Annotated in this window: 22 protein-coding genes; 13 read left to right on the top strand and 9 right to left on the bottom strand. The window is 71.9% G+C overall.

The window, feature by feature from the left end:
- Window positions 1–65 precede the first annotated feature (65 nt).
- Together AB0C73_RS22300 and AB0C73_RS22295 are read left to right on the top strand one after the other, a co-directional pair.
- A complete protein-coding gene (locus AB0C73_RS22300; RefSeq protein WP_362532771.1) occupies window positions 66–926 on the top strand; it encodes an alpha/beta hydrolase in 861 nt (286 codons plus the stop codon).
- Between the two features lie 14 nt (window positions 927–940).
- Complete coding sequence (locus AB0C73_RS22295; protein ID WP_362532769.1) at window positions 941–2,161, top strand: FAD-dependent monooxygenase; 1,221 nt, start codon at window positions 941–943, stop codon at window positions 2,159–2,161.
- Window positions 2,162–2,191: 30 nt separating this feature from the next.
- On the opposite strand, the gene lexA is transcribed toward AB0C73_RS22295, so the two are convergent.
- Window positions 2,192–2,884: a transcriptional repressor LexA gene (lexA, locus tag AB0C73_RS22290; protein ID WP_362532766.1), complete on the bottom strand. Its 693-nt coding sequence runs from the start codon at window positions 2,882–2,884 to the stop codon at window positions 2,192–2,194.
- Window positions 2,885–3,047: 163 nt separating this feature from the next.
- On the opposite strand from lexA, the gene AB0C73_RS22285 reads away from it, so the two are divergent.
- Window positions 3,048–4,049: a hypothetical protein gene (locus tag AB0C73_RS22285; protein ID WP_362532763.1), complete on the top strand. Its 1,002-nt coding sequence runs from the start codon at window positions 3,048–3,050 to the stop codon at window positions 4,047–4,049.
- Between the two features lie 118 nt (window positions 4,050–4,167).
- Here the strand turns inward: AB0C73_RS22285 and AB0C73_RS22280 are convergent, their stop codons facing one another.
- Window positions 4,168–4,788 carry an L-threonylcarbamoyladenylate synthase gene (locus AB0C73_RS22280; RefSeq protein WP_362532760.1) on the bottom strand — a complete coding sequence of 207 codons (621 nt, stop codon included), beginning with the start codon at window positions 4,786–4,788 and terminating at the stop codon, window positions 4,168–4,170.
- Window positions 4,789–4,933: 145 nt separating this feature from the next.
- On the opposite strand from AB0C73_RS22280, the gene AB0C73_RS22275 reads away from it, so the two are divergent.
- Both AB0C73_RS22275 and AB0C73_RS22270 read left to right on the top strand, forming a co-directional pair.
- Window positions 4,934–6,565, top strand: coding sequence for a thiamine pyrophosphate-dependent enzyme (locus AB0C73_RS22275; RefSeq protein WP_362532757.1), 1,632 nt, complete (start codon window positions 4,934–4,936; stop codon window positions 6,563–6,565).
- Window positions 6,562–7,764, top strand: a complete 1,203-nt coding sequence (locus tag AB0C73_RS22270) for a Glu/Leu/Phe/Val dehydrogenase dimerization domain-containing protein (protein WP_362532754.1) — start codon at window positions 6,562–6,564, stop codon at window positions 7,762–7,764. Before AB0C73_RS22275 ends, AB0C73_RS22270 begins: the two co-directional genes overlap by 4 nt.
- Before the next feature lie 9 nt (window positions 7,765–7,773).
- Here AB0C73_RS22270 and AB0C73_RS22265 read toward each other — a convergent pair whose 3' ends face one another.
- Window positions 7,774–8,412 (bottom strand): class I SAM-dependent methyltransferase, encoded by a 639-nt coding sequence (locus tag AB0C73_RS22265; RefSeq protein WP_362532751.1) that lies wholly within the window; start codon window positions 8,410–8,412, stop codon window positions 7,774–7,776.
- 118 nt (window positions 8,413–8,530) lie between these two features.
- Here AB0C73_RS22265 and AB0C73_RS22260 point away from each other — a divergent pair, with 118 nt between their 5' ends.
- Window positions 8,531–9,151, top strand: coding sequence for a TetR/AcrR family transcriptional regulator (locus AB0C73_RS22260; protein WP_362532748.1), 621 nt, complete (start codon window positions 8,531–8,533; stop codon window positions 9,149–9,151).
- 129 nt (window positions 9,152–9,280) lie between these two features.
- Here AB0C73_RS22260 and AB0C73_RS22255 read toward each other — a convergent pair whose 3' ends face one another.
- A complete protein-coding gene (locus tag AB0C73_RS22255; RefSeq protein ID WP_362532745.1) occupies window positions 9,281–9,544 on the bottom strand; it encodes a hypothetical protein in 264 nt (87 codons plus the stop codon).
- Window positions 9,545–9,760: 216 nt separating this feature from the next.
- On the opposite strand from AB0C73_RS22255, the gene AB0C73_RS22250 reads away from it, so the two are divergent.
- Window positions 9,761–10,579 carry a VOC family protein gene (locus AB0C73_RS22250; RefSeq protein ID WP_362532742.1) on the top strand — a complete coding sequence of 273 codons (819 nt, stop codon included), beginning with the start codon at window positions 9,761–9,763 and terminating at the stop codon, window positions 10,577–10,579.
- Between the two features lie 275 nt (window positions 10,580–10,854).
- Complete coding sequence (locus AB0C73_RS22245; protein ID WP_362532934.1) at window positions 10,855–11,832, top strand: PP2C family protein-serine/threonine phosphatase; 978 nt, start codon at window positions 10,855–10,857, stop codon at window positions 11,830–11,832.
- Window positions 11,833–11,844: 12 nt separating this feature from the next.
- On the opposite strand, the gene AB0C73_RS22240 is transcribed toward AB0C73_RS22245, so the two are convergent.
- Window positions 11,845–13,014, bottom strand: a complete 1,170-nt coding sequence (locus AB0C73_RS22240) for an aldose epimerase family protein (protein WP_362532739.1) — start codon at window positions 13,012–13,014, stop codon at window positions 11,845–11,847.
- A 137-nt stretch (window positions 13,015–13,151) separates the two neighbouring features.
- On the bottom strand, window positions 13,152–14,627 hold the full coding sequence (locus AB0C73_RS22235; protein WP_362532737.1) for a non-reducing end alpha-L-arabinofuranosidase family hydrolase: 1,476 nt from the start codon (window positions 14,625–14,627) through the stop codon (window positions 13,152–13,154).
- Between the two features lie 240 nt (window positions 14,628–14,867).
- On the opposite strand from AB0C73_RS22235, the gene AB0C73_RS22230 reads away from it, so the two are divergent.
- A complete protein-coding gene (locus AB0C73_RS22230) occupies window positions 14,868–15,881 on the top strand; it encodes a LacI family DNA-binding transcriptional regulator (protein ID WP_362532734.1) in 1,014 nt (337 codons plus the stop codon).
- A 320-nt stretch (window positions 15,882–16,201) separates the two neighbouring features.
- Window positions 16,202–17,644: an endo-1,4-beta-xylanase gene (locus AB0C73_RS22225; protein WP_362532732.1), complete on the top strand. Its 1,443-nt coding sequence runs from the start codon at window positions 16,202–16,204 to the stop codon at window positions 17,642–17,644.
- Between the two features lie 96 nt (window positions 17,645–17,740).
- On the opposite strand, the gene AB0C73_RS22220 is transcribed toward AB0C73_RS22225, so the two are convergent.
- The gene (locus tag AB0C73_RS22220) at window positions 17,741–18,754 is read right to left on the bottom strand and encodes a LacI family DNA-binding transcriptional regulator (protein WP_362532729.1); all 1,014 of its coding nucleotides are present in this window, start codon (window positions 18,752–18,754) and stop codon (window positions 17,741–17,743) included.
- A gap of 316 nt (window positions 18,755–19,070) precedes the next feature.
- Between AB0C73_RS22220 and AB0C73_RS22215 the strand changes: the two genes are divergently transcribed.
- Window positions 19,071–20,036, top strand: coding sequence for a glycoside hydrolase family 6 protein (locus tag AB0C73_RS22215; RefSeq protein WP_362532727.1), 966 nt, complete (start codon window positions 19,071–19,073; stop codon window positions 20,034–20,036).
- 92 nt (window positions 20,037–20,128) lie between these two features.
- Window positions 20,129–21,409 (top strand): glycoside hydrolase family 6 protein, encoded by a 1,281-nt coding sequence (locus tag AB0C73_RS22210; protein WP_362532725.1) that lies wholly within the window; start codon window positions 20,129–20,131, stop codon window positions 21,407–21,409.
- Window positions 21,410–21,508: 99 nt separating this feature from the next.
- Here the strand turns inward: AB0C73_RS22210 and AB0C73_RS22205 are convergent, their stop codons facing one another.
- Both AB0C73_RS22205 and AB0C73_RS22200 read right to left on the bottom strand, forming a co-directional pair.
- Window positions 21,509–22,030: a universal stress protein gene (locus AB0C73_RS22205; RefSeq protein ID WP_362532722.1), complete on the bottom strand. Its 522-nt coding sequence runs from the start codon at window positions 22,028–22,030 to the stop codon at window positions 21,509–21,511.
- Between the two features lie 3 nt (window positions 22,031–22,033).
- Window positions 22,034–23,293: an SLC13 family permease gene (locus AB0C73_RS22200; RefSeq protein WP_362532932.1), complete on the bottom strand. Its 1,260-nt coding sequence runs from the start codon at window positions 23,291–23,293 to the stop codon at window positions 22,034–22,036.
- A 228-nt stretch (window positions 23,294–23,521) separates the two neighbouring features.
- Between AB0C73_RS22200 and AB0C73_RS22195 the strand changes: the two genes are divergently transcribed.
- Complete coding sequence (locus AB0C73_RS22195) at window positions 23,522–25,669, top strand: glycoside hydrolase family 9 protein (protein WP_362532719.1); 2,148 nt, start codon at window positions 23,522–23,524, stop codon at window positions 25,667–25,669.
- Window positions 25,670–25,802 lie beyond the last annotated feature (133 nt).

Raw genomic sequence — 25,802 nt, 5'->3', positions numbered from 1 at the left:
GTTGGAGGACGGCCCGGGAACATTCGTCCAATCCGGCGGCGCGTACCGGCGGCGACAGTGGGCCCATGACTGTTTCTGACGGCAGGCCGCACGTGAACGGCGGCACCGGGGCCACCGAGCGTTCCACCCTGTCACTGGACGACGGTGACATCCATGTGTGCCAGGACGGCCCCCGCGACGCCCCCGTACTCCTTCTCATCCACGGGTCCGCGTCCTCGACCCGCTCGTGGGACCGGCTGGTTCCGCTGCTGACCGGATCTCACCACGTCATCCGGATGGACCTGCTGGGGCACGGCAGGTCGGCCAAACCGGCCGACCGCGGCTACGCGATCCCGGACCAGGCACGTCGGGCCGGAGCGGTACTCGACCGGCTCGGCGTCGGGCACGCCGTGGTCGTCGCTCATTCCAGCGGCGGCGTCGTCGCCACCGCCCTCGCCGAACAGCGACCCGGCCTGGTGACCGCGCTCGCGCTCATCAACACCGGACCCGGCCCGGACGCCTTCATCGCAACGGAGTCCGCCGCCATCGGCCCCGCGCAGTGGCCGCCGACCGACGAGCAGCTCCGGCTGTTCGCGAGCACGGCCTTCAGCCGTCCGGGCTACCGGATCCCGGAAGAACTCCTCGACGACGTACGCGGCATGACCCACCACACGTTCACCGCGACGATGGCGGCCACCCGCTCCTTCCTGGAGCAGCGGGCGCTGCCGGACCGGCTGGCGGTCCTGGGCACACCGCTCCTGGTGATCTTCGGTGAGGACGACCGCAGGTGGCGCTCCTCATCCGCCGCCGACTACCACGCCGTTCCCGGCGCGAAGGTCGAGTTGCTGCCCGGTCTCGGGCACTCGCCCCTGCTCGAGGATCCGCCGCGGACCGCCACACCCCTGCTGGCCTTCACCGCGGTCCACGCCGTACGGGGGAACCGGTGAAGGGGAAGGGTGCCATGCGGATTCTCGTCTCCGGCGCCGGCGTCGCCGGTCCGGTGCTGGCCTACTGGCTCACCAGGCACGGTTACTCCGTCACCGTCGTCGAGCGCGCGCCGGCGCTGCGCAGGACCGGCGGCCACGCGGTCGACCTGTTCCGGCCCGCGATGGACATCTCGGAGAAGATGGGCGTCCTCCCGCGTGTGCAGGAGCGGGCCACCACCACGAACCGGATGACCGTCCACCCGGAGGGCTCACGGCGTCCCGTGCGGGCGGACCTGTCCAAGATCTTCGGCGCCGCCTCCGACCGCCACGTCGAGATCATGCGCGACGACCTGAGCGAGATCTACCACGACGCCGCGCGCGACGACGTCGAGTACGTCTTCGGCGACTCGATCACCGCGATCTCGCCCGACGGCGAGGTGCGCTTCGAAAACGGCGCGCCACGCCGCTTCGACCTCGTCGTCGGCGCGGACGGGCTGCACTCGAACGTGCGTCGCCTCGTGTTCGCCGGGGAGTCCCGCGGCAACGCGTTCATCGGGGCATATTTCGGGGTGCTGACCCTGCCGAACGTCTCCGGCCTCAACGGCGAACTGCTCATGCACGTCGGCGTCGGCCGCACCGCCGGCATGTACGGCGCGCGGCACCTCGCCGACGCGCGGGCGTTGTTCCTGTTCCGGAGCGAGCGCGAACTCGACTGCCACCACCGCGACGTGCCCCGGCAGAAGGAACTGCTGCGCGGCGCGTTCGCCGGTATGCACCCCGACGTGGACCGCTGGCTGGACGAACTCGACCGCACCCCGGCGTTCTACTTCGACTCGATCACCCAGCTCCGTATGGACACCTGGTCGCAGGGAAGAGTGACGCTCGTCGGCGACGCGGGCTACTGCCCCGGCCCGGCCGTCGGCGGGAGCACCACCCTGGCCGTCGTCGGCGCGTACGTCCTGGCCGGAGAACTGGCACGGGCGGGCGGCGACCACGAGCGTGCCTTCCCCGCCTACGAGCGCGCGATGGCGGCGCTCGTGCACGGCAGCCGCGCGGTCGCGCTGAGTGCGGCGAAGACCCTGATCCCCACGTCCCGCCTCGGCGTGTGGGGACTGGCCCAGGGCGCCCGCCTGATCTCCGCCCTGCCCACGGCCCCCAGCCGCGCCCTCGTCCGCCTCACCACCAGGAGCGCGCGCCTCTACAACTCCGTGACCGTCGACGACTACCCGCCCAGCCACACGCCAGTAGCCCGGTAGCCCCACGGCCCCCGAGCCGTACCTCCGGGCTCAGAGGCGGCGCAGGACGGACACCACCTTGCCGAGCACGACCGCCTCGTCGCCCGGGATCGGCTCGTAGTCCGGGTTGGCCGGTTTCAGCCAGACGTGCGGGCCGTCGTGGGCCAGGCGCTTCACGGTGGCCTCGCCGTCGAGCATCGCGGCGACGATGTCGCCGTCGTCGGCGGTGTCCTGCGCGCGTACGACCACGACGTCGCCGTCCTCGATGTGGGCGTCGCGCATCGAGTCGCCGACGACGGTCACGGCGAACAGGCGGCCCGCGCCGACGACCTGGGCCGGCAGCACGAGGGTGTCCTCGACCATCTCCTCCGCCGTGATCGGCACACCGGCGGCGATCCGGCCGACCAGCGGCACCGTCACGGCCTGCTTCTCGCCCTCGCGCTCGAGCCGCCGCTCGCGCCCGCCCTCGGCCGACTCGTCCTCGGGCCGGTCCGCGAGCACATAGGCGCGCGGTCGCTGCGGGTCCTGGCGCAGGAAGCCCTTCTTCTCCAGCGCCCGGATCTGGTGCGAGACGCTGGAGGTGCTGAGCAGGCCGGCGCCCGCGGCGATCTCCCGCATGGAGGGCGGGAAGCCGTGCCGCCGGGTGTGGGTGCGGATGATGTCGAGGATCTGCTGCTGGCGCTGGGTCAGCCCGTCGTGGTTGATCCGGGTGCCCGGCGGCCGGCCGGCACGGGGTCTGCCCATGGTCGGCCTCCGTTCTTCCGTGTCGCCGGCGCCTGCCGTCGGCGCCCTGTCGGCTTGTCGTCCTGTCGTTCCACTTGTCCTATGAGGGCACATTAACCCGGCCCACCGACATCGCAGCAGGTCGGGTGTCCCGGCTGTCAGTGGCCGCTGGTATCCATGAGTCATGATCACCAATGAGGAGACGGGGGAGCTGGCCGGGTGGCTGGCCACCGAGGGCGCCGGGATCCACTGGTCCGAGGACCCGGGGCCGTCCGCCCTGGCGGGCCGGCTCGCGGCGCGGTTCGGCGGCGGGGACGGCGGCGGCGACGGCTTCACGGGCCGGGCCGTGGTGGCTCAGGAGCCGCCGGAGCTGGTGGTGCCGCTGAGCGTTCCGGCGGACGAACCGGCCGTGCAGGCGGCGGAGTTCCGGCGTCTCGCGGACGCGATACGGGCGGTGCTCGGCGAGGCGACCTTCCTCGGGACGCACGGTTTCGGCGCGCCGTACGGGCGGCGGACGGATCCGCGCTGGGGCCGGCCGTTCCTGCGCTGGCGCCTGGGCGGGACCACCCTGGAACTGCGGGCGGGCGCGGCGGGCCCGGAGCTGGTGCTCCAGCCCAGCGCCTCGTGGGAGGACTGGTACCAGAGCGTGGGCCGCGGAGTCACCGGCACCCGCGAGTCCTCCGGCGTGGAGCTGGACCACCCGCGGCACGAGGGGCCGACGAACTGGGAGGATCTGGAGCTCACCTTCGCCGCGTTCCTGCGCTCCCTGCCGGCGGTGACGACGGCGCTCGGCGTCCCGCTGAACCTGGGGCTGTACGGGCGGATCGCCGGCAGCGGCGCGCCCCTGTTGTTCGGGATCGTGTCCGACACCCGGCTGTACGTGGACTTCACGGAGTACGAGGTGGGCGAGGCCGCACGGGGCGAGCGGGCGGCGGCCCTGGGCTGGACTCCCCGGGAGGCACTGTCGCCCGGACACCGGGCGCCCGAGTTCGACGGAGGTTCGCCCTGGTGGGTGGACGCGGGCGGCCCGGGCGAGGTCGATGCGGGCGCCGTCGCCTCCCTGATCGTCCGCACCGCCCGGGCGGCGGGGGTGGCCGCCGCGACCGATGTCGTCCTGGGCGGCGAGGCCGAGTTCCGGTATCCGTTCCGCTTCGCCTTCCCGTCGCTCTCGATACCGGTCGGGTGAGGGGAGCGGCCGCGTGAGGGCCCTCGGAGAGCGGACGGCCGGGCGGTGCGGCGGCTGCCGTACGGCGCGGGCGGGGGCTGCGCCGGCCGGTGCGCGGGCTGCCCGGCGCCCGGGCGGGTCACTCGAAGCGGGAGGGGTCGCCCGCCCCGCGCCGTACGATCTCGGCCTCGCCGCTGGAGAAGTCGACGACCGTCGTCGGCTCCGTGCCGCAGTCACCGGAGTCCACGACGGCGTCGAGCAGGTGGTCGAGACGGTCCTTGATCTCCCAGCCCTGGGTCATCGGCTCGGCCTCGTCGGGCATGAGCAGGGTGCTGGAGAGGAGCGGCTCGCCGAGTTCGGCGAGCAGCGCCCGGGCCACGTTGTGGTCGGGGATCCGGACGCCGACGGTCTTCTTCTTGGGGTGCAGGAGGCGGCGCGGGACTTCGCGGGTGGCCGGGAGGATGAAGGTGTAGTTGCCCGGGGTCGCCGCCTTCACGGCACGGAAGACGTTGTTGTCGACGTGGACGAACTGCCCGAGCTGGGCGAAGTTCTCACAGACCAGGGTGAAGTGGTGCCGGTCGTCGAGCTTGCGGATCGACTTGATCCGCTCGACGCCCTCGTGGTTGTCGATCTGACAGCCCAGCGCGAAGCACGAGTCGGTGGGGTACGCGATGAGGGCTCCGGCCCGGAGACTCTCGACGACGGTGCCGATGGTGCGCGGCTGCGGGGACTGCGGGTGCACATCGAAGTACTTGGCCATTTTCCGACCCTACGGGATCCCCGGCGCCCCTGCCGTCACGAGGAGGGGCGACGGTACGGGAGCTCGGTTGACGGCGGCGGCCACAGCTCCCGATACTGACTGACGGTTCAGTCAATATCCTCACCGCGTCCCACCCGGAGGCACGATGTCCGACCCCGTACTCACCGGCGGCGAGGCGGTGGTCCGTGCGCTGGCCGCGCACGGCGTCACGGACGCGTTCGGCATCCCAGGGACGCACAACCTGGAGATCTACCGGCACCTCCGGCCTTACGGCATACGGCATGTGACGCCACGTCATGAGCAGGGCGCGGGGTACGCGGCCGACGCGTACGCCCGGGTGTCCGGGCGCCCCGGGGTGGCGATCACCACGACCGGGCCCGCACTGCTGAACATCGCGGCGGCGGTCGGCCAGGCGTACTCCGACAGCGTGCCGCTGCTCGTGGTGTCGCCGGGCATGCCGCTGCGGCATCCGCGCCGGTCCACCGGTCTGCTGCACGAGATGCGCAGCCAGACGGAGGCGCTGCGCGGCGTGGCGGCGGTCAGCCACCGGGTGTCGTCGGTGGCCGAGATCGGCGCGGCGGTGGCCCGCGCCTTCACCCTGTTCCGCTCCGGGCGGCCACGGCCGGTGCACATCGAGGTGCCGCTGGACCTGCTCGAAGCCCGCGAACCGGCCGGCCCGCCGCGGCTCGCGCCGCCCGCCGCTCCCCCGGCACCGGACCCGGCCGCCGTGCGCGCGGCGGCGGAGGTCCTGGGCGCGGCCCGTCGGCCGGCCCTGGTGCTCGGCGGCGGTGCGCGGCCGGCGGCGGCCGAGTGCCGGGCCCTCGCCGCCCTGCTCGGCGCGCCGGTGGTCACGACCGCCAACGGCAAGGGGGTGGTCGACGAGCGGCACCCGCTGTCCCTCGGCGTGTCCCTGCACAGTCCGGCCGTGCAGAAGTGGCTGGCGGACCGCGACGCGGTGCTCGCCGTCGGCACCGAGCTGGCCGAGTCCGATGTGTGGGGACCGCTGCCGGCCCTCTCCGGGCGGCTCATCCGGGTCGACGTCGACCCGGCCCAGATGTACGCGGGGCTCCCGGCGGACGTCCCGCTGCTCGGCGACGCGCGGACGGTGCTCGGCGCGCTGCTCGACACCATGGGCGGGACCGGGACGGAGTCGTCCGTGGACCCCGGCCGTCACGACGAGGCGGACGCCGGGGCGCTCGTGACTTCGCTGCGGACCGCCCGCGACGACGAGTCGCGCGACCGGGACGCGCGCTGGGTGCCGTATCTGCGCGCGATGCGGCGGGTGCTGGCCGAGGACGCGGTGATCACCTCCGACAGCGCCCAGTGCTGCTACTACGGGGCGCTCCCCCATCTGCCCGTCGGCCCCGGTGGCCGCTTTCTGCACCCGACCGGCTTCGGCACCCTCGGTTACGCGCTGCCGGCCGCCATCGGCGCGAGGACGGCCTGTCCGGAGCGGCAGGTCGTGGCCCTGAGCGGGGACGGCGGGCTGCAGTTCTCCGTGCAGGAGCTCGCCACCGCCGCGCAGCTCGGGCTCACCCTGCCGGTCGTGGTCTTCGACAATGGCGGTTACGGCGAGATCCGCGAGGAGATGGCGGCACGCGGGGACGCGCCCGTGGCCGTCGACCTGCCGCCCGTGGACCTGCCCGCACTCGCCCGCGCGTACGGCGGACACGGCACCGTCGCCCGTACCCCCGGGGAACTGTCCGCCGCGCTCGCCGAAGCGCTCGTCACCCCCGGCCCCACCATCGTCACCGTTCCCGAGGAGTCCCCCCGATGACGACCCCCTCCCCCACCACTCCCCGCTCGCCGCTCGTCTCGGTCACCTGGACCGATCATGTGACGGGTCGTCAAGGACATCTGGTGATCGACCGGTTGGTGCGCGGCGTGTCCAGCGGCGGGCTGCGGATGCGGGCCGGCTGCACGCTCGACGAGGTCGCCGGGCTGGCCCGCGGCATGACGATGAAGGAGGCCCTGCACTACGACCCGAGCGCGCGGTACGTGCCGCTGGGCGGCGCCAAGGGCGGGATCGACTGCGACCCGCGCGACCCGGAGGCGTACGGCGTCCTGGTCCGCTATCTGCGGGCGATGGGCCCGTACGTCGAGCGGTTCTGGACCACCGGCGAGGATCTGGGGCTCACCCAGGACCTGGTCGACCGGGCCGCCGCGGAGGCCGGTCTGGTCTCGTCGGTGCAGGCGGTCTTCCCGCTGCTCGACGACGAGGCGGAGGCGCGGCGGCGGCTCGCCGACGCGTTCGCGGTGGAGGTCGACGGGATCGGTCTGGACGAGCTGGCGGGCGGCTGCGGGGTCGCCGAGTCCGTGCTCACCGCACTCGACCGGGCGGGCGTGCCGCACGCGGGGACGCGGGTGGCGGTGCAGGGCTTCGGGACGATGGGCGGGGCGACCGCCCGTTTCCTGGCCCGGGCCAGCCTTCGGGTGGTGGCCGTCGCCGATGTGAAGGGCACCATGGCGTGCCCTGAGGGCCTGGACGTCGAGGCGCTGCTCGCCGCCCGGGACGCGTACGGCACGGTGGACCGCACCGCGTTGCGGCCCGGTGACGTCGAGCTCCCCGATGACGCGTGGCTTTCGGCCGACGCCGACGTGCTCGTGCCCGCGGCCGTCTCGTACGCGATCGACGCGGACAACCAGGCCCGGATCATGGCTCGTTGGGTGGTGGAGGCGGCCAACATGCCGGTCCTGGCCGAGGCGGAGGAGCTGCTGGCCGCGCGCGGCATCGCCGTACTGCCCGACGTGGTGGTCAACTCGGCCACCAACGCCTGGTGGTGGTGGACGCTCTTCGGCGACATCGGCGCCGACGCGGACGAGGCCTTCGCCCACATCCGGCGCTCCATGCGGGCCCTGGTCGGGCAGGTACTGACCCGGGCCGAGCAGGACGGCACCACGCCGCGCGTGGCGGCGCACCGCCTGGTGGCCGACCGCCTGCCGGTGATCACGGAGCGCTTCGGCTGGTACGCGTAAGACGGGGTCCTAGTCCCGGCGGGCCAGCACATGGGCGTCGAGGAAGCCCCGTTCGGTGGCCGGGTCGTGGACCAGGCGGGCGAACGGGGTGAGTCCGGCGTCCGCGAGAAGGCCGGCGAAGCGGTCCACCGGCCAGCTGTAGGCGGGCGTGACCTTGTGGTCGAAGCGGACCGGATCCGGTCCGTCCGACCCGTCCGTGCCGAAGAACGAGACCAGGAGCAGGCCGCCCGGTGCCAGGACGCGCACCTGTTCGGAGAGCAGCGCCGGCAGCTCTCCGGGCGGGGTGTGGATCATGGAGTAGTGGGACAGCACTCCGCCGAGGGCGGCGTCCCCGACCGGCAGGGCCTCCATCCGGGCCTCTTCGAACCGCAGGTCCGGGTGGGCCCGGCGGGCGTGGGCGACCATGCCCGGGGAGAGGTCGAACCCGGAGGCGTCGAGCCCCCACTCGGCGAGCATGGCCGTCAGATGACCCGGCCCGCACCCGACATCGGCCGCGCGTGGATTCCCCGTCCCCCGCACGAGCTCGGCGAAGGTGCCGATCATGGCCCGCGCGAACGGCCGTTCCTCCAGCCGGTCGGCGAACAACGACGCGTACAGATCGACGACCTCGTCGTAGGCCGCCCTGGTCTCGTCCTGGTGCTCCGCCATGCCGGAGAACCTAACACCCGCGCGCGGCCCGACTCCCGGTCGCGGCCGGCCTCCCGGTCGCGGCCGGCCGTGACGATGCCGCCGGTGACGGCGCCCGTGCCGGTTATAGGGTGAGCCCGTGGCCAGAGTCCGGTTGAGCGTGGAGGAACGGCGGGCGGAGATCCTGCGCGTCGCCGTCGAGCAGATCTCGGCGCGCGGTGTCGGAAATGTGCGCATCGCGGACGTCGCGAAGGAGCTCGGCGTCAGCAGCTCCCTGGTGCTCTATCACTTCTCCACGAAGGAACTCCTCGTCGGCGAGGCCTTCGCCCACGCCGCCCGCGGCGATCTCGCGCGCCTTCGCGAGCTCCTCGGCAAGCCCCGCAGCAGCGCCACCCGGCGGCTGCGCGCGGCGGTGCGCTGGTACGCGCCGACCGGGCAGGCCAAGGGCTGGCGCCTGTGGATCGAGGGCTGGGCGGCGGCACTGCGCGAGCCCGCGCTCCGTGAGGTCACCCATGATCTCGACCGGCAGTGGAAGGCGGCCATCGCCGAGGTCGTCGCGGAGGGCGTCGCCGCGGGCGAGTTCCGCTGCGAGCACCCAGAGGACACGGCCTGGCGGCTCACCGCCCTGCTCGACGGACTCGCCGTGCAGATGACCTCGTACGCCGGGGCGCTCGCCCGGACCACGATGCTGGAGTGGGTCGACGACGCGCTCGTACGGGAACTGGGCATCGACCACGAACGGCTGCGCGCCGCCCGCTGACCGGGCGCCGCGGGTCCGGGCGCCGCGGGTCCGGGCGGCCCGGGTGGGGACGGGCGGTCGCAGGCGGGGACGGGCGGTCCCGGGCGGTCGCGCCCCGCGGGGCGCGAAAGCACGGGCCGGCGCCCCGCGCTATCTCCCGGTCACCCGGATCCGCAGCTCGTACGGCGCACCGCTGCTGATCGCGCGCGCCTGATCCACCAGATCGGCGCCGGTGAACCCGAGCAACGCGCGCTCCGCCGCCTGCTTCAGCAACGGCACGATCACCTCGACCGGCCGCCCCCGGTGCGTGGCGGCGAGCCGCGCGAACGCCTCCTGGTACGGCACGGCGTACCCGCTCGCGCTGTCCGCGAGCAGATGGTCGAGCTGCCGCCTGTCCACACTGATCTCACCCATGACCGCTCCCTCGCTCCCCTGGATCCGGCCGATTCCGGACCCATCGATTTCGACGGTACGAGGGGGGTCTGACACTCAGCCCGGACCGGCGGCCGAGCGGCGCCTGTCAGTGCCGGATGTCAGGCTGAGAGGTGGTACGGATTCCACCCGTGGGGCGCCCCCGCGCGCGCCGGCCGTCGCTCGCGTGCGCGCCGGGCCCCGTGAAAGGCAAGGATCATGATCACCACTGACTTCGTTCCCGGCTCCCCCTGCTGGCTCGACCTCGGCGCACCCGATGTCGGCGCCGCCGCCGCGTTCTACGGCGCCGTCCTCGGCTGGGACTACGAGTCCATGGGCGGCGCCGAGGGGCAGGGCGAGGAGGAGATGGAAGGCGGCATGTTCCGGAAGGACGGCAAGATCGTCGCCGGGCTCGGCAAGCTCACCGAGGAAGGGGCGCGCTCGGCCTGGATGATCTATTTCTCGGTCGCCGACGCGGACGCGACGACCGCGGCCGTCGAGCGCGCCGGCGGCACGGTGCGCGTACCGCCCCGGGACCTCGACGAATGGGGCCGCATGGCGCAGTACAGCGACCCCCTGGGCGGCCAGTTCGCCGTCTGGCAGCCGGGCGAGAACACGGGCGTGGAGCTGGTCGACAAGGCGGGTTCGCTGAACTGGACCGAGCTGTACACGAGCGACGCCGCGGGGGCCCGGGACTTCTACGGAAGCGTCTTCGGCTGGCAGTTCAGCGACATGCCGATGCCGGGCGGCACCCCGGGCACGTACACGCTGATCACGCCCGCCGGGCTGCCCGAGGAGCGGATGCAGGGCGGGCTGATGCAGCTGTCCAAGGACGATCTCGCCCTGGCCGGCGGGCGCCCGTACTGGCATCCCGTTTTCGCCGTCGAGGACTGCGACGCGGCGGTCGCGGCGGCCACCGCAAACGGCGGCACGGTCCAGATGGGCCCGGAGAACGCGGAGGGTGTGGGCCGGCTCGCCGTATGCCTGGACCGCGCGAACGCCGACTTCGTGGTGCTGGCCCCGGCGGAACAGGCCTGAGGGTCCGAGCGGCCCCATGGGCTCCGGTCGCGCATCCGGGCGGCCCTGTCGAACCGCGGGACGTCGCAGGTCAGCGAGCCGGTCCGGGGCCCAGGCGGCCATTCTGCGGATTCGCCAGAGCGCTGCGCATTCGTCACGCGCATATTCTGTGAGGTGTGATCGAGTCTGGACGCCCGCGGCTCCGTCGGCTCCCCGGCCCGGGAAAACTCGTACGGTTGTCGCCGGTCATCCTGACCACTGTCATCGCCGGCCTGGCCTACGCCACTCCGCCGGAGATGGCCTTCAGTCGCCTCCTGCCCGCGGCGCCGGCCCTGGCCGCCTCCATGTGGCCGGTCCTTCCGACCGTGCTGCTCGGAACGGTCTGCCTCCTCCTGATGATCGGTCTCAGCCTCGTCTTCCCCGATCTGGGAACGTGGTGGACGGCCTCGGGAATCATCGCGGTCACCGTGGCCGCCGCGTACGGAAGCCATGTCCGGCTCCAGCGGGAGCGCACCCTCTTCCAGGTTCGGCTCGTCGCCGACGCGGCGCAGCAGGTGGTACTGAGTCCCCTGCCACGCCGCTTCCGGAGCGTCGAGATCGAGTCGCTGTATCTCGCGGCCGCGGCGGAGGCCCGCATCGGCGGGGACTTCTACGAGGCGGCCGACACACCGTACGGGCTCAGGCTGCTCATCGGTGACGTGCGGGGCAAGGGCCTGCCGGCGGTCGGGGCGGCCGCGGCGATCGTCAACGCCTTCCGGGAGGCGGCCTACGACGAGGCCGACATGACCGACGTCGCCCGCAGGCTGGACGCCAGCAGCACCCGCTACAACGCCGCCTTTCCCCCCGAGGGGCCGATGGAGCGCTTCGCCACCGCCCTTCTCGTCGAGATCCCGCACGAGGGAAGACATATCGACATCCTCAACTGCGGACACCCCCCGCCGTTGCTCCTGCACCGCGGGAAGCTCCGTGTCCTCGAACCCGCCCTTCCCTCGCCGCTGCTCAGCCTCGCCGAACTGATCGGCAGTCACTACAACGTCGACACCTACGACTTCGTCCCCGGCGACCTGCTGCTCCTCTACACCGACGGGATCGCCGAGACCCGCGCGCACGACGGCGAGTTCTTCCCGCTGGCGACGTGGATGCGTCGACAGCCCCCGACAGCGCCCCGCGAACTGCTCACGGCCCTTCACCGCGACCTCCTCCGCCACAGCAGAGGACGCCTCGACGACGACATCGCCGCTCTCGCCGTACGCCTGCGCGACCCGGAGTCATAGATTCTTCCCGTGTCAGCGGGTGGTGAAGGAGTGGACCGTCGTCGAACGGTAGGTCTGTCCCGGGCGGAGCACCGTCGACGGGAAGGTCGGCTGGTTGGGTGAGTCGGGGAAGTGCTGCGTCTCCAGGCAGAAGCCGTCACCCTGCCGGTAGACCTTCCCCGAGGTCCCCGCCAGCGTGGCGTCGAGGAAGTTCCCGCTGTAGAACTGCAGGCCCGGCTCGGTGGTCGCGATCTCCATCACGCGTCCGGAGCGGGGCTCCGTCACGGTGACGGCATGCTGCGGGGCGTCGGTGAGTCCCTTGTCGAGCACGAAGTTGTGGTCGTAGCCGCGGCCGAAGACGACCTGCGGGTGCGCGTCGCGGATGTCCCGGCCGATGGGCTTGCCGGTGCGGAAGTCGAAGGGGGTGTGCGCGACCCTGGCGAGTTCGCCGGTCGGGATGAGGGTGGAGTCGACGGGGGTGTAGCGGGAAGCGGCGATCCTCAGGGTGTGGTCGAGGATGCTGCCACTGCCTTCGCCGGCGAGGTTGAAGTAGGTGTGGTTGGTGAGGTTCACGACGGTGGCCTTGTCCGTGACCGCCTCGTAGTCGATGCGGAAGTCGCCGCGCGGGGTGAGCACGTAGTCGACCCGGACGCGCAGGGTGCCGGGGTACCCCATCTCGCCGTCCGCGCTGACGTAGCGCAGGGTGAGGCCGGTGTCCCGCCCCCGCGTGTACGGTTCGACGTCCCACACCCGCTTGTCGAAGCCCTTGTCCCCGCCGTGCAGGCTGTTGGGGTCGTCGTTGATCGGGAGTCGGTACGTCGTGCCGTCGAGCGTGAAGGTGCCGCGCGCTATGCGGTTGCCGTAGCGTCCGATGACGGCGCCGAAGTACGGGCTGCCCGCCACGTAGTCGTCGAGGTTGTCGAACCCCAGCGACACGTTCGCGTACCTCCCGTTCCGGTCGGGGATTTCGAGGGCCTGGACGATACCGCCGTACGACAGCACGCGCAGCCGGGTGCCTCCCTGGGCCACCGTCCAGCGGTGGACGCGTGTGCCGTCCGGCAGGGTCCCGAACAGCTCCTTCGCCGGTCTTCCCTCCGGTCGTTCCGCGCCTCCCGAAGAGGCGAACGCCGGGGCCGTCCCCACGGCGACCGCCGCCACTCCGGCGGCGCCCGCTGCCATCACCGTACGTCTGTTGATCGTCATGTCGTCGTCGCTCCTCAACGTCCGATATTCGATATGTCGGTTCACGTTCGAAGTGGCGGGCCCGGTTGTCCGCCGAGCCCGCCGAGCCCGCCGCGCCGGCCCGCTCCCGAGCCGGCAGGTGTCCAGGTGTCTCGTCGTCAGCGCTGCAGCGTCAGCAGACCGGGCCGGTAGGGCCACAGGCCGTAGTCGCCGCCGGAGTTGGGATCGCGTCCCTGGTAGAGGAACCGCAGGTTGCACGGATCGACGGTCATGGTCTGATCGGCGCTGGTGCGGATGAGTTCGCCGTGGCTGATGTCGTTGGTCCAGGTGGCGCCGCTGTTGGCCTTGCCGGCGAAGGGGTTGCTCTCGGTCGCGGCCTGCGGTGTCCATGAGCCGTTCAGGCTGGTGGCCGTGAACGAGCGGAAGTACCGGCCCTGCGAGCCGATCGCCTCGACGATCATGAGGTAGCGGTCCTGGCCCTGGAGTTTGTAGACCTGCGGGGCTTCGAACAGGTTGTTCGTCGTGTCACTCATGACCACGGTCGAGGTCGAGCCGAAACTGCCCGGGAAGTTCCCCATCGGCATACCGGCCCGGTAGATCTTGCCGTTGTCGCCGGCGAAGAACAGGTACATGTTCGTCCCGTCACCGATGAGCGTCTGGTCGATGGGCCCGGTTCCCGAGTCGGCGATGCTTCCGGAGAAGAGCTCCTGCTCAGCCGACCAGCCGTTCGGATTGGCGGGGTCGCTCGACGTCCGGTAGGAGAAGGCGGTCCTGCCCCACTGGTAGGCGAGCACCCAGATGTTCTTCGGCGCGAAGTAGAAGAGCGTCGGCGCGACGGCCGAGTTCGCCATCGTGTTCTGGCCGGCCGAGGCCATGTCCGACCAGTTGGTGAACGGGCTGAAGCTCATCGAACCCCAGCCCGCTCCCGTCCCCGCGGCGCCGTGCGTCGTCGCGTAGACGAGCTGCCGGCCGTTGTAGGGCACGACGGTGAAGTCCTTGAGCGAGGCCCACCCCGGCTTGGGCTGCGCCAGCGCGCCCGTCGACGTCCAGCGGTACGTCGACGGGAGCGGGCATCCGCCGGGGGTGCCGCCGCCGGCCTTGACGAGCTGCCACTGCTGGTTGGCACCGCCCCAGTCGTCGTACTGGACGATGTTCGCGCCGTCGGCGGTGGAGGCGCCCTGCACTTCGAGGGCCTTGCCGCTGTGGCGCGCGATGAGCCGCACGTAGCTGTCCGAGCTGTCGGCCAGCCGCCACTGCTGGTTGGTGCCGTTCAGATCGGTCCACTGGACGATCGATCCACCGTTGGCGGTGGACCCGTTCTGGACGTCCAGCACCTTGCCGGAGTGGCGGGACTTGATGCGGTAGTAACCGCCGCCGGAGTCGACGAACTGCCATTGCTGCTGGTTCTGGTCGTTCCTCGTCCACTGGGTGATGCGTGCCCCGTCGTTGGTCGCCAGGTTGTAGACGTCCAGGGCCTTGCCGCTGTTGCGGTTGACCAGCACGTACCAGGCGTTGGTGTCGACGGTCGCCGCGGCGGCGGGCTGGGCACCGAAGAAGGTGGCCAGGAGCAGCAGGGGCGAAAGGACGGCGAGCAGGCGTTTCAGCTGGATCGGTGACCGGTGGCGTAACCGCATCAGAAGTACTCCTTACGAGTGTGGGGGCGCCGGCTACGTGTCCGAAAACATTTCGGAAAACTCTCGAACTCCGTGCTGCCACAAGCTAGGAACATGAGGCCTCCGGGTCAAGAGATGTCACCGACTCGCCTGAGAAAAGCGCCTGTTGATGGCCTTGACAGGCAGGTTTCTCGCCCGGAAACTCTTCGAAAGTTTGCGATACCTGTTACCGGCCCAAGGCGTGCCGGCAGAGGAGGGAAGTTGAGCGAACGGCGTCCGACCCTGGCCGTCATCGCCGCGGAGGCAGGGGTCTCCCAGGCCACCGTGTCCAAGGTGATCAACGGCCGCTCCGATGTCGCACCCGCGACACGCAAACGGATCGAGGGCCTACTGCAGTCTCACCGCTACGTCCCGCCCGGCCGGCAGGGCAGAGCCCGCCGATCGGGCCTCGTCGACCTGATCATCGGCGGTCTGGACAGCGCCTGGGCGGTGGAAATAATGCGAGGCGTCGAGGCCGAGTGCGCCCGGCGGAGCGTCGGCACCGTCGTGTCACTCGTCCCGCCGGGTGAGGCCACGCCGTCCAGTTGGGCCGCACTGCCGGTCCTGCACCACAGCGACGGCGTCATCCTCGTCACCGCCTCGGTCACCCATGCCCAGCGCGCCCAGGTCGAACGGGCGGGAGTCGCTCTGGTCGTCATCGACCCCGTCGACCTGCCCGGCAACGGTGTGCCGAGCATCGGAGCGACCAACTGGGCGGGCGGCCTGGCCGCCACCGAGCACCTGCTGGAGCTGGGGCACCGCCGGATCGCCACGATCGGCGGGCGCAAGGAGATGCTCTGCAGCCAGGCCCGCATCGACGGGTACCGGACCGCCCTGGAGCGGGCCGGCATCGAGGTCGACCGCGATCTGATCCGGTTCGGCGACTTCCAGCACGAGGGCGGGTTCCGGTGCGCCCAGGAACTGCTCGCCCTCCCCGAGCCGCCCACGGCCGTCTTCGCCGGCAGCGACCAGCAGGCGATGGGCGTCTACGAAGCCGCCCGGCAGAGCGGACTGCGCATCCCGCAGGACCTCAGCGTGGTCGGCTTCGACGACCTGCCGATGTGCGAATGGCTGTCACCGCCGCTGACGACGGTGCGCCAGCCGCTGGAGGAGATGGGCCGGATCGCCGCCCGCACACTCTTCCACGTCATGGAGAAACAGCCCCTGGTCACACCACGGCTGGAGCTTTCGACCGAACTCAAGGTCCGGCTCTCCACCGCCCCGCCCCGCAGCTAGGAGAAGCTCCTGGCCGCCCCGGGCCAAGGACCGGCCCTTACCGAAAGACTTTCGCCGAGCACGGTGCACCGGACGGGCCACGCCTGGACCGGCAAGAGGTCCGGAATCTCGAAAGATTTCGAAAGTCTTGACATGTTTCTGCCAGGTTTCCACACTGAATCCCGAGCCGGTCTCGCCCCCTCTGCCCCAGTGCCGGGCGCCGGCCTCGAATCATTTCGCCTCATGGTCCGCGCCATTCGCCCATGAATACGGGCGTCGTCGGCGTGGATTCATTCTGCCGCGCTCAAATCCTTCCGAGATCTTCATCCTGGAGGTTCTTCATGCGCTCGAATGCCGTTCCCCCCTCCACCGTCCGCCGAAGGGTCGGCGGTCTGTGTACGGCGCTGATCGTCGGCGTCCTCGGTTCCGCCCTCACCCTGGTCGCGCCGTCGTCCTCCCAGGCCGCCGAGAGCACGCTCGGCAGCGCGGCGGCGCAGAGCGGCCGCTACTTCGGCGCCGCCATCGCCTCGGGCAGGCTGGGCGACTCGGCGTACACCACGATCGCGGGGCGCGAGTTCAACTCGGTGACTCCCGAGAACGAGATGAAGATCGACGCCACCGAACCCCAGCAGGGTCAGTTCAACTTCACCGCCGGCGACCGCGTCTACAACTGGGCCGTACAGAACGGCAAGCAGGTACGCGGACACACCCTGGCCTGGCACTCCCAGCAGCCCGGCTGGATGCAGAGCCTCAGCGGCAGCCCGCTGCGTCAGGCGATGATCAACCACATCAACGGCGTGATGGGCCACTACAAGGGCAAGATCGCCCAGTGGGACGTCGTGAACGAGGCCTTCGCCGACGGCAGTTCGGGAGCCCGGCGCGACTCGAACCTGCAGCGCACCGGCAACGACTGGATCGAGGTCGCCTTCCGCACCGCACGCGCCGCCGACCCGGCCGCCAAGCTCTGCTACAACGACTACAACGTGGAGAACTGGACCTGGGCCAAGACCCAGGCCGTGTACGCCATGGTCCGGGACTTCAAGCAGCGTGGCGTGCCCATCGACTGCGTCGGCTTCCAGTCGCACTTCAACAACGACAGCCCGTACAACAGCAACTTCCGCACCACGCTGCAGAGCTTCGCCGCCCTCGGTGTCGATGTGGCGATCACCGAGCTCGACATCCAGGGCGCCTCGGCCACGACCTACGCCAACGTGACCAACGACTGCCTGGCCGTCCCGCGCTGCCTCGGCATCACCGTCTGGGGTGTGCGCGACACCGACTCCTGGCGAGCGGATCAGACGCCGCTGCTGTTCAACGGCGACGGCAGCAAGAAGGCCGCCTACACCTCTGTCCTCAACGCGCTCAACGCCTCCTCCCCCACCCCGGCTCCGACCCCGACGCCCGATGCCGGGCAGATCAAGGGCGTCGCTTCGGGCCGCTGCCTGGACGTACCCGGCGCCCGTACCACCGACGGCACCCAGCTCAACCTGTGGGACTGCAACAACGCCGTCAACCAGCAGTGGACCTACACCGCCGCCGGTGAACTCAGGGTCTACGGCGACAAGTGCCTGGACGCCGCCGGCACCGGCAACGGCACCAAGGTCCAGATCTACAGCTGCTGGGGCGGCGACAACCAGAAGTGGCGCCTCAACTCCGACGGATCCATCGTCGGCGTCCAGTCCGGCCTCTGCCTCGACGCCGCCGCCAACGGCACCGCGGACGGCACCCTGATCCAGCTCTACTCCTGCTGGGGTGGCGGCAACCAGCGCTGGACCCGCACCTGACCCTGCCCGTGTTCTCCCGTCAGGCCCTGGCCCAGGGCCTGACGGGAGACCGGCCCGCGGCTGAACCGCCCACGGCTGACCGCCCGGGGTGGCCCGTCAGGCGCTGGCGCGGGTGACCAGGCGCGTGGGGAGGATCAGCGGGGTGGGCTCCTGTCCGTTGACGAGCGCGACGAGCATGCGCGCCATCTCCCGGCCGAGACCCTCCACGGGTTGGTGCACCGTGGTCAGCGGCGGGTCGGACATCCGGGCAACGGGCAGATCGTCGAAGCCGATCACGGCGACGTCGGAGGGGACCGAGCGGCCGGCGTTCCGCAGCGTGCGCAGCGCTCCGGCCCCCATGTTGTCGCTGGCGGCGAACACGCCGTCCAGGTCGGGGTGGTGCGCCAGGAGTGCGGCCATGGCGGCGGCTCCGCCGGACTCGGCGAAGTCGCCGGTCTCCGAGGGGTACGGTTCGAGTCCTGCCGCCAGCATGGCGTCCCGGTAGCCGCGGTATCGGGCGCGCCCGGCCTCGGTGTCCAGGCGCCCGCAGATCGTGGCCACACGGGTCCGGCCGGCCGCGATGAGGTACTCGGTAGCCGCGCGCGCCCCGCCGACGTTGTCGACGTCCACGTACCACCGGGGTTCCAGACCGACCGGCCGCCCGCCGAACACCACGGGCAGCTCCGACTCCTCGGCCAGGCGGGCCAGCGGATCGTCCGCGCGCAGCGCCATGAGCATCACGCCATCGGCACCCCTGGACCTCAGGAGCCGATCCACTCGCCGGCGGCCCCGCTCGGAGGCGGTCAGGCAGAGCAGCAGGTGCAGATCGGCGTCCTCCAGGGCGGCCGAGGCCCCGACGATCACCTGGGCGAAGAAGGGATCCGCGAAGATCGACGGTTCCTCTCCCGAGACGACCAGGGCGGCCGCTCCGGTCTGACGGGTCGCCAGCGCGCGGGCGGTCGGATGGGGCACGTACCCGAGCTGACGGACGGCCCGTTCGACCGCCTCGCGTTTGGCCCGGCTGACGTGCGGGGCGTTGTTGAGCGCACGCGAGGCCACCGACCGTGAGACACCGGCCAGTTCGGCCACCTCGTCGAGTGTCGGCTGGCGGCGTGGCACACCTTCGGCCATGAGCCTGCCCTCTCCTGTCATGACCAGAACCTTCGGAAAACTGGAAGCGCTTCCAGTTTTCATGACTGTAAAGCTTTGCCGCTGGCATGTGAAGTGCCGGTAAACCGCACTCACTTGACAGGCCAGACGGGGCGTCACACGATACCGGTCACACCCGGGCAGTCGAAGTCCGTGCTGGTATCGCTTCCAATGGGAGCGCTCCCATAATCGAGCGCTTCCACAGCCACGGGTGCCGTACCACCGCATTTCCTCAGTGCGCCGCCGGCTCGGGACGAGAGCCTGCGGCGCGTCCCCCACCAGGAATCGAGGTACCGTCATGCGCCGCCGAATCCGCGCCCTCGCGGCAGCCTTCCTCGCGCTGCCGCTGGCGCTCGCCGTCGCGCCGTCCGCCCACGCGGCGGACCCCACCACCCTGACCAGCGGGTTCTACGTGGACCCGAACTCCAGCGCCAAGCAGTGGGTCGCCGCCAACCCCGGTGACGGCCGGGCGCCCGCGATCAACGCGTCCCTCGCCAACACGCCCCAGGCCCGCTGGTTCGGCTCCTGGAGCGGCACCATCGGCACCGCCACGGGCGCGTACGTCGGGGCGGCGGACTCCCGGGACAAGCTGCCCATCCTGGTCGCGTACAACATCTACCACCGGGACTACTGCGGTGGTCAGTCCGGAGGCGGAGCCGCCTCGCCGTCCGCCTACGCGACCTGGATCGCGCAGTTCGCCGGCGGGATCGCCGGCCGCCCGGCCGTCGTCGTCCTCGAACCGGACTCCCTCGCGGACTACGGCTGCATGAACCAGACCCAGATCCGCGAACGCCAGGGCATGATCACCGGCGCCGTCGCCGAGTTCAACCGCCAGGCCCCCAACACCTGGGTCTACCTCGACGCGGGCAACCCCGGCTGGGTGAGCGCCGGGACGATGGCCCAGCGGCTCCACGAAGCCGGTCTGCGCCAGGCCCACGGCTTCTCCCTCAACGTCTCGAACTACTTCACCACCGCCCAGAACACCGCCTACGGCAACGCCGTCAACGGCGAACTGGCCGCCCGCTACGGCTACACCAAGCCGTTCGTCGTCGACACCAGCCGCAACGGCAACGGCTCCAACGGCGAGTGGTGCAACGCCGCCGGCCGCCGCATCGGCACGCCCACCCAGCTGGGAGGCGGCGCCGAGATGCTGCTGTGGATCAAGGCCCCGGGAGAGTCCGACGGCAACTGCGGCGTCGGGACCGGTTCCACGGCCGGCCAGTTCCTCCCCGAGGTCGCCTACAAGATGATCTACGGCTACTGACCCCCGGACCCCTGTGGCCCGGTGCCTCCCAGCCCCACGACCGGGCCACAGGAACACACGGATCCGCCTCCCTCCCCCGACCAGGAGCAAGCATGAAGCCACCCAGCCTTCGGCGCCGTGCGACCGCCGCCCTCGCGGCGCTCGCCGCCTGCGCCGCCCTCACCGCGACGCAGGGCCAGGCGCAGGCCGCGCCCGCCGGGGACACGATCGTCCCGGCGACGAAGTTCTACGTGGACCCGCACAGCAAGGCCGCCGAGCAGGCACTCTCCGACCTCCGGAAGGGCGACTTCGCGAACGCCGTGAACATGGCGAAGCTCGCGAGCTGGCCGCAGGCAGAGTGGTTCACCGAGGGCACGCCCGACGAGGTCCGGCTGAAGGTGGACACGCTTGTCCGGAAGGCCCGTACGGTCGACCGGACCCCCATCCTGGTCGCCTACGACGTCCCAGGCCGGGACTGCTCGCAGTACTCGAGCGGCGGAGCCGCCTCCTCCGCCGCCTACCGGCAGTGGATCGACGCCTTCGCCGCGGGCATCGGCGACAGCAAGGCCGTCGTCGTGGTCGAGCCCGACGGCCTGGCCCTGCTCCCCCGCGACTGCGGGCCGGGCGTGGACCCGACCGGCGAACTCACGGCGGCTCGCATCGCCGATCTCGCGTACGCGGTCAAGACCCTCAAGTCCAGGGCCCGCACCACGGTCTACCTCGACGCGGGCAACGTCCTGTGGCGCTCCGTCGGCGACATCTCGCGGCGGCTGCTCGACGCCGGCGTCCAGTACGGCGACGGCTTCGCCCTCAACGTGTCCAACACCCACCCCACCGACCACAACGCCCGGTACGGCACCTGGATAGCGAAGTGCATGTGGTACGCCACCGAAGGGCCCGAGTACGCCCGCGGCCACACCGACTGGTGCGCCACCCAGTACTACTCGCCCGCCGCACCCAACGACGGCGCCCCCGGCAACGCGGTCGACCCCGCCGACCCCGCCACCTGGCACTGGACCGACGCCTGGTTCGACCAGAGCGTGGGCACCCCGCCGAACGACGCCCTGCACCACTTCGTCATCGACACCAGCCGCAACGGCCTCGGCGCCTGGACCCCGGAGCCCGGCAAGTACACCGGCGACCCGGAGATCTGGTGCAACGCCCCCGGCCGCGGCCTCGGCCCACGCCCGACCGCCGACACCGGCGTCCCGCTCGTCGACGCCTACCTGTGGATCAAGATCCCCGGCGAGTCCGACGGCAGCTGCACCCGCAACACCGGCGGCACGATCGACCCCGAGTACGGCATCGTCGACCCGCCGGCCGGCACCTGGTGGCCCGACCAGGCCCACACGCTGGCCCACAACGCGGCACCGAGGCTGACCTTCAACCGCTGAGCCCCGCTCGTCCCCCGTCCGCGTCGGCCACGGGAAGCCTCTCGCCCATGGCCGGCCCCCGCCGGCCCCAGCCGGTGGCCGGCGGTGGTTCGTCGCCCGTCAGACGGTGTGACGCGGAGGCGGGGGCGGCAGGGTGGGCAGCCCCGGCGGCGGTTCGGGCCACACGAGCAGCACCGGACAGGGGGCGTGGTCGACGACGAAGCGTGCGGCGGGACCGAGGCTGTGCGGTCCGAGGTGGGTGCGGTCGCCGTCCCGGGCCAGGATCAGCAGGTCGCTGCCCTCGGCCGCGGCGACGACCTCGCGCTCGACGCGACCGGTGCGTTCGGTACGCGTGCAGGGGCGGCCAAGCCGGTCGGCGGCGTCCTGGAGCAGCTGCCGCGCGGAGGCGGCGGCGAGCTGTTCCAGTCGCGTGCCGGGGTCCCTCCCCCAGCCCTCGCCCGGGCGGTGCTCCTCGGGGTGGCCGCGGCCGAGGAGTCCGACGAAGGCGCCGTGCGCGGCGCCCGGGACGTCGGCGGGAGTGACGTGCAGGAGGACGATGTCGGCGTCCGCCGGGGCGTGCGCGCGGGCGGCGTCCACGCAGGCGCGCCAGGTGCCCTCGACGATCCAGACGACCACGGCCATGGGTCAGCCTCCTCCGATGACGGTCAGCGAGAGCCACAGTGCCAGGACGGCGGCGACCAGGCTCGTGGGTACCGCGTACACGCCGAGCCGGGTGAACTCCTTGAGTTCCACCTCGCCGTCGTGGGCGTGGACGATACGCCGCCACAGCAGGGTGGCCAGGGAGCCGGCGTAGGTGAGGTTGGGGCCGATGTTCACCCCGAGCAGGACGGCCAGGACGGCCCCGGGTCCCAGCGGGGCGGTCAGCGGCAGCAGCACAAGGACCGCGGGGAGGTTGTTGATGACGTTCGCGAGGACGGCGGCCAGTCCGGCGAGCGCGAGAAGTTCCGGCAGGCCGGTGCCGTCGGGGATCAGATGTCCGAGGGCGTCGTCGAGACCGTTGTCCACCACCGCCAGGACCACGATCCCGAGGGCCAGGACGAAGGCGAGGAAGGGCACGGAGGCGGCGCGGACCAGCGCCCGGGGGGTGGTGCGGCGCCGGATCAGGGCCCGGACGGCGAGGGCCAGGGCACCCGCCAGGGCGGCCCACGCCGGGTCGATGCCAACCGCCGAGGTCAGTACGAAGCCGGCCAGCGTGCACCCCACGGTCACCAGGGCGAACAGCGGCAGCGGCGGCGGTTCCACGGGGGCGGGGGCCTGCGCTCCGGCGTCCAGGTCGGTGGCGAAGAAGCGCCGGAAGACCAGGTACTCGACGCCGATCGCCGCCGCCCACGGCAGGGCCATCAGCGCGGCGAACCGGGTGAACGTCAGCCCGGCGGCCGCGAACGCGAGGAGGTTGGTGAGGTTGGAGACGGGCAGCAGCAGGGAAGCGGTGTTCGACAGATGGGTGCAGGCGTACACGTGCGGCTTGGGACGGGCCCCGATGCGGGCCGCGGTGGCGAACACCACCGGGGTGAGCAGCACCACCGTGGCGTCCAGGCTGAGCACGGCCGTGATCGCCGACGCGGCCAGGAACACCTGGGCGAGCAGCCGACGTGGCCGGCCCTCCGCCGTACGCGCCATCCACGCCCCGCACGCCTGGAACAGCCCCTCGTCGTCACAGAGCTGAGCCAGCACCAGTACGGCCGCCAGGAAGCCGATCACCGGCCCGAGCCGTTCCGCCTCGGCCAGCGCGTCGTCGAGGGAGACGGCCCCGGTGACGATCACCAGTGCCGCGGCCGGGACGGCCACGACCGCCTCCGGCCACCCGAAGGGGCGGATGACCGCACAGGCGAGCACGAGGACGAGCAGGGCCGCGGACAGGGTCTCCGCGAGCTGGGGGTTCAGAATCGGGTCCTTCCTCGGCGGCGGACCGGCTGCCGCGCCATCACACGGAACGCTACCCCCTCGAAGATCGCGCCCCGCGCACGCGCGAGAGGCCCGCCTGTCGACACCGCACAGGGTCCCGTTGACGGTGTCGGCAGCCGTCACTACTGTGCGCCCCGGATCCTATGGGAGCGCTCCCATAGATACTTGCCATGCTCACCCCATAGCAACCACCCGAAGGAGCCGCTCATGCCCCCCACTTGCACGTTACGTCGCTCCGCCGCCCTGCTGACGGGCGTTCTCCTCCTCGGCGGCCTCCTGACCGCACCCGCCGTCGCAGGCGTCCCCGCCGCCACCGCGGCGACCGCCGCCGTACGCGTCAACCAGGTCGGCTACCTGCCGGACGGCCCGAAACGCGCCACGGTCGTCACCACGGCGACGCAGTCGCTCACCTGGCAGCTGCGCAACGCGTCCGGGACCGTGGTGGCCACCGGCTCGACCGTCCCGCACGGCGCCGACACCCCCTCCGGCCAGTCCCTCCAGGTGGCCGACTTCTCCTCGTACCGGGAGACGGGCACGGGATACGTCCTGGCGGTGGACGGCAGCAGCAGCGTGTCCTTCGACATCCGCGCGGACCTCTACGACGCGCTGCGTTCCGACTCCATGGCGTTCTTCCACCACCAGCGCAGCGGCATCGCCATCGACGCCTCCCTGGTGGGCTCCGCCTACGCACGCCCGGCCGGGCACCTCGGCGTCGCACCCAACAAGGGCGATGTCTCCGTCCCCTGCCAGGCCACCGTGTGCGACTACACGCAGGACGTCAGGGGCGGCTGGTACGACGCGGGCGACCACGGCAAGTACGTGGTGAACGGCGGTATCTCGACCTGGCTGGTCGTCAACTCGTTCGAACGGGCGAAGCGGGCGGGAAAGGACGACGCGCTCGGCGACTCGACCCTGCGCCTCCCCGAGCGCGGCAACGGCATACCGGACGTCCTGGACGAGGCCCGCTGGGAGCTGGACTTCCTGATGCGGATGCAGGTGCCCGAGGCCAGGCCGTACGCGGGCATGGCGTTCCACAAGGTCCACGACGCGGCCTGGACGGGCATGCCGATGCGCCCCGAACAGGACCCCCAGCCCCGCGAGCTGCACCGCCCGTCCACGGCGGCGACCCTCAACCTCGCGGCGACCGCCGCGCAGTGCGCCCGGGTCTTCCGTCCGTACGACTCCGCCTACGCCGACAGGTGCCTGTCAGCCGCCCGGCGCGCCTGGACCGCGGCCCGGGCCAACCCCGCCCTGTACGCCCCGGACACGGACAGCACGGGCGGCGGGGCCTACGGCGACACGACGGTCACCGACGAGTTCTACTGGGCGGCCGCCGAGCTGTACGCCACGACCGGCGAGAGCGCCTACCGCGACGCGGTCACCTCCTCGCCCTGGCACACGTCCGCCGACGCCTTCAGCCCGTACGGCTTCGGCTGGGCGGATACGGCCGCGCTGGGGCGGCTCACCCTGGCCACGGCGCCCAGCGGGCTGCCCGCCACCGACGTGGCCCGCATCCGCGCCTCGGTGACCACGGCCGCCGACGGCCACCTGTCCCGGATGGCCGCCCAGGGCTACGCGGTGCCGACCCCGGCGGACGGCTACTTCTGGGGCTCGAACGGCAACATCGCCGACAACGCGATCGTCATGGCCGTCGCCGGTGAACTGACGGGCGACGCCCGCTACCGCACCGGCGCCCTGGAGGCGATGGACTACCTGCTCGGCCGCAACGCCCTCGACCGGTCGTACGTGACCGGCTACGGCGAGACGTCCGCCCAGAACCAGCACCACCGCTTCTGGGCGCACCAGTTGGACGCCTCGCTGCCCCACCCGCCGGCCGGCTCGCTCGCGGGCGGTGCCAACAGCGGGCTCCAGGACCCGGTGGCGCAGGAGAAGCTGGCGGGTTGCGCGCCCGCCGCCTGCTACATCGACGACATCGGCTCGTACTCCACCAACGAAGTGGCCGTCAACTGGAACGCCCCGCTGGCCTGGCTCGCCGCCTACGCCGCCGAGCGGCCCTCCGGCGGCGGTGAACCGCCCACCGCCGCCTGCGCGGTGACGTACACGGTGAACAACGTCTGGAACACCGGCTTCACCGCGACCGTCACGGTCGAGAACACCGGTCCGACCGCCGTGGACGGCTGGCAGCTGAGCTGGGCCTACCCGGCCGGCCAGCGCGTCACCAGCGCCTGGAACGCGACCGCCACCCAGAACGGCACCTCCGTCACCGCCCGCGACGCCGGCTGGAACCGGTCGATCGCCCCCGGCGCGACCGTGAGCTTCGGATTCCAGGGGAGCCACACCGGCGCGAATCCCGCCCCCACGGCCTTCGCGCTCAACGGCGGCACCTGCGCCTGATCCGCGGCCTTCTGTGACCGGGTCCAGCTCCCGCAGCTCCCGGCGAGTGAGCCAGGGAACCGGTGGATTGGGACCGCCAGGGTCCCGGCCGCGGGGAACGCCGTGTCGTACTAGAGCTTGCCGACAACGTGAC

This window comes from Streptomyces sp. NPDC048623, from assembly GCF_040650755.1.
Classification (GTDB): Bacteria; Actinomycetota; Actinomycetes; order Streptomycetales; family Streptomycetaceae; genus Streptomyces.
Note: the sequence above shows the minus strand (reverse complement) of the source record. Positions and strands in the feature narration are given on the sequence as shown.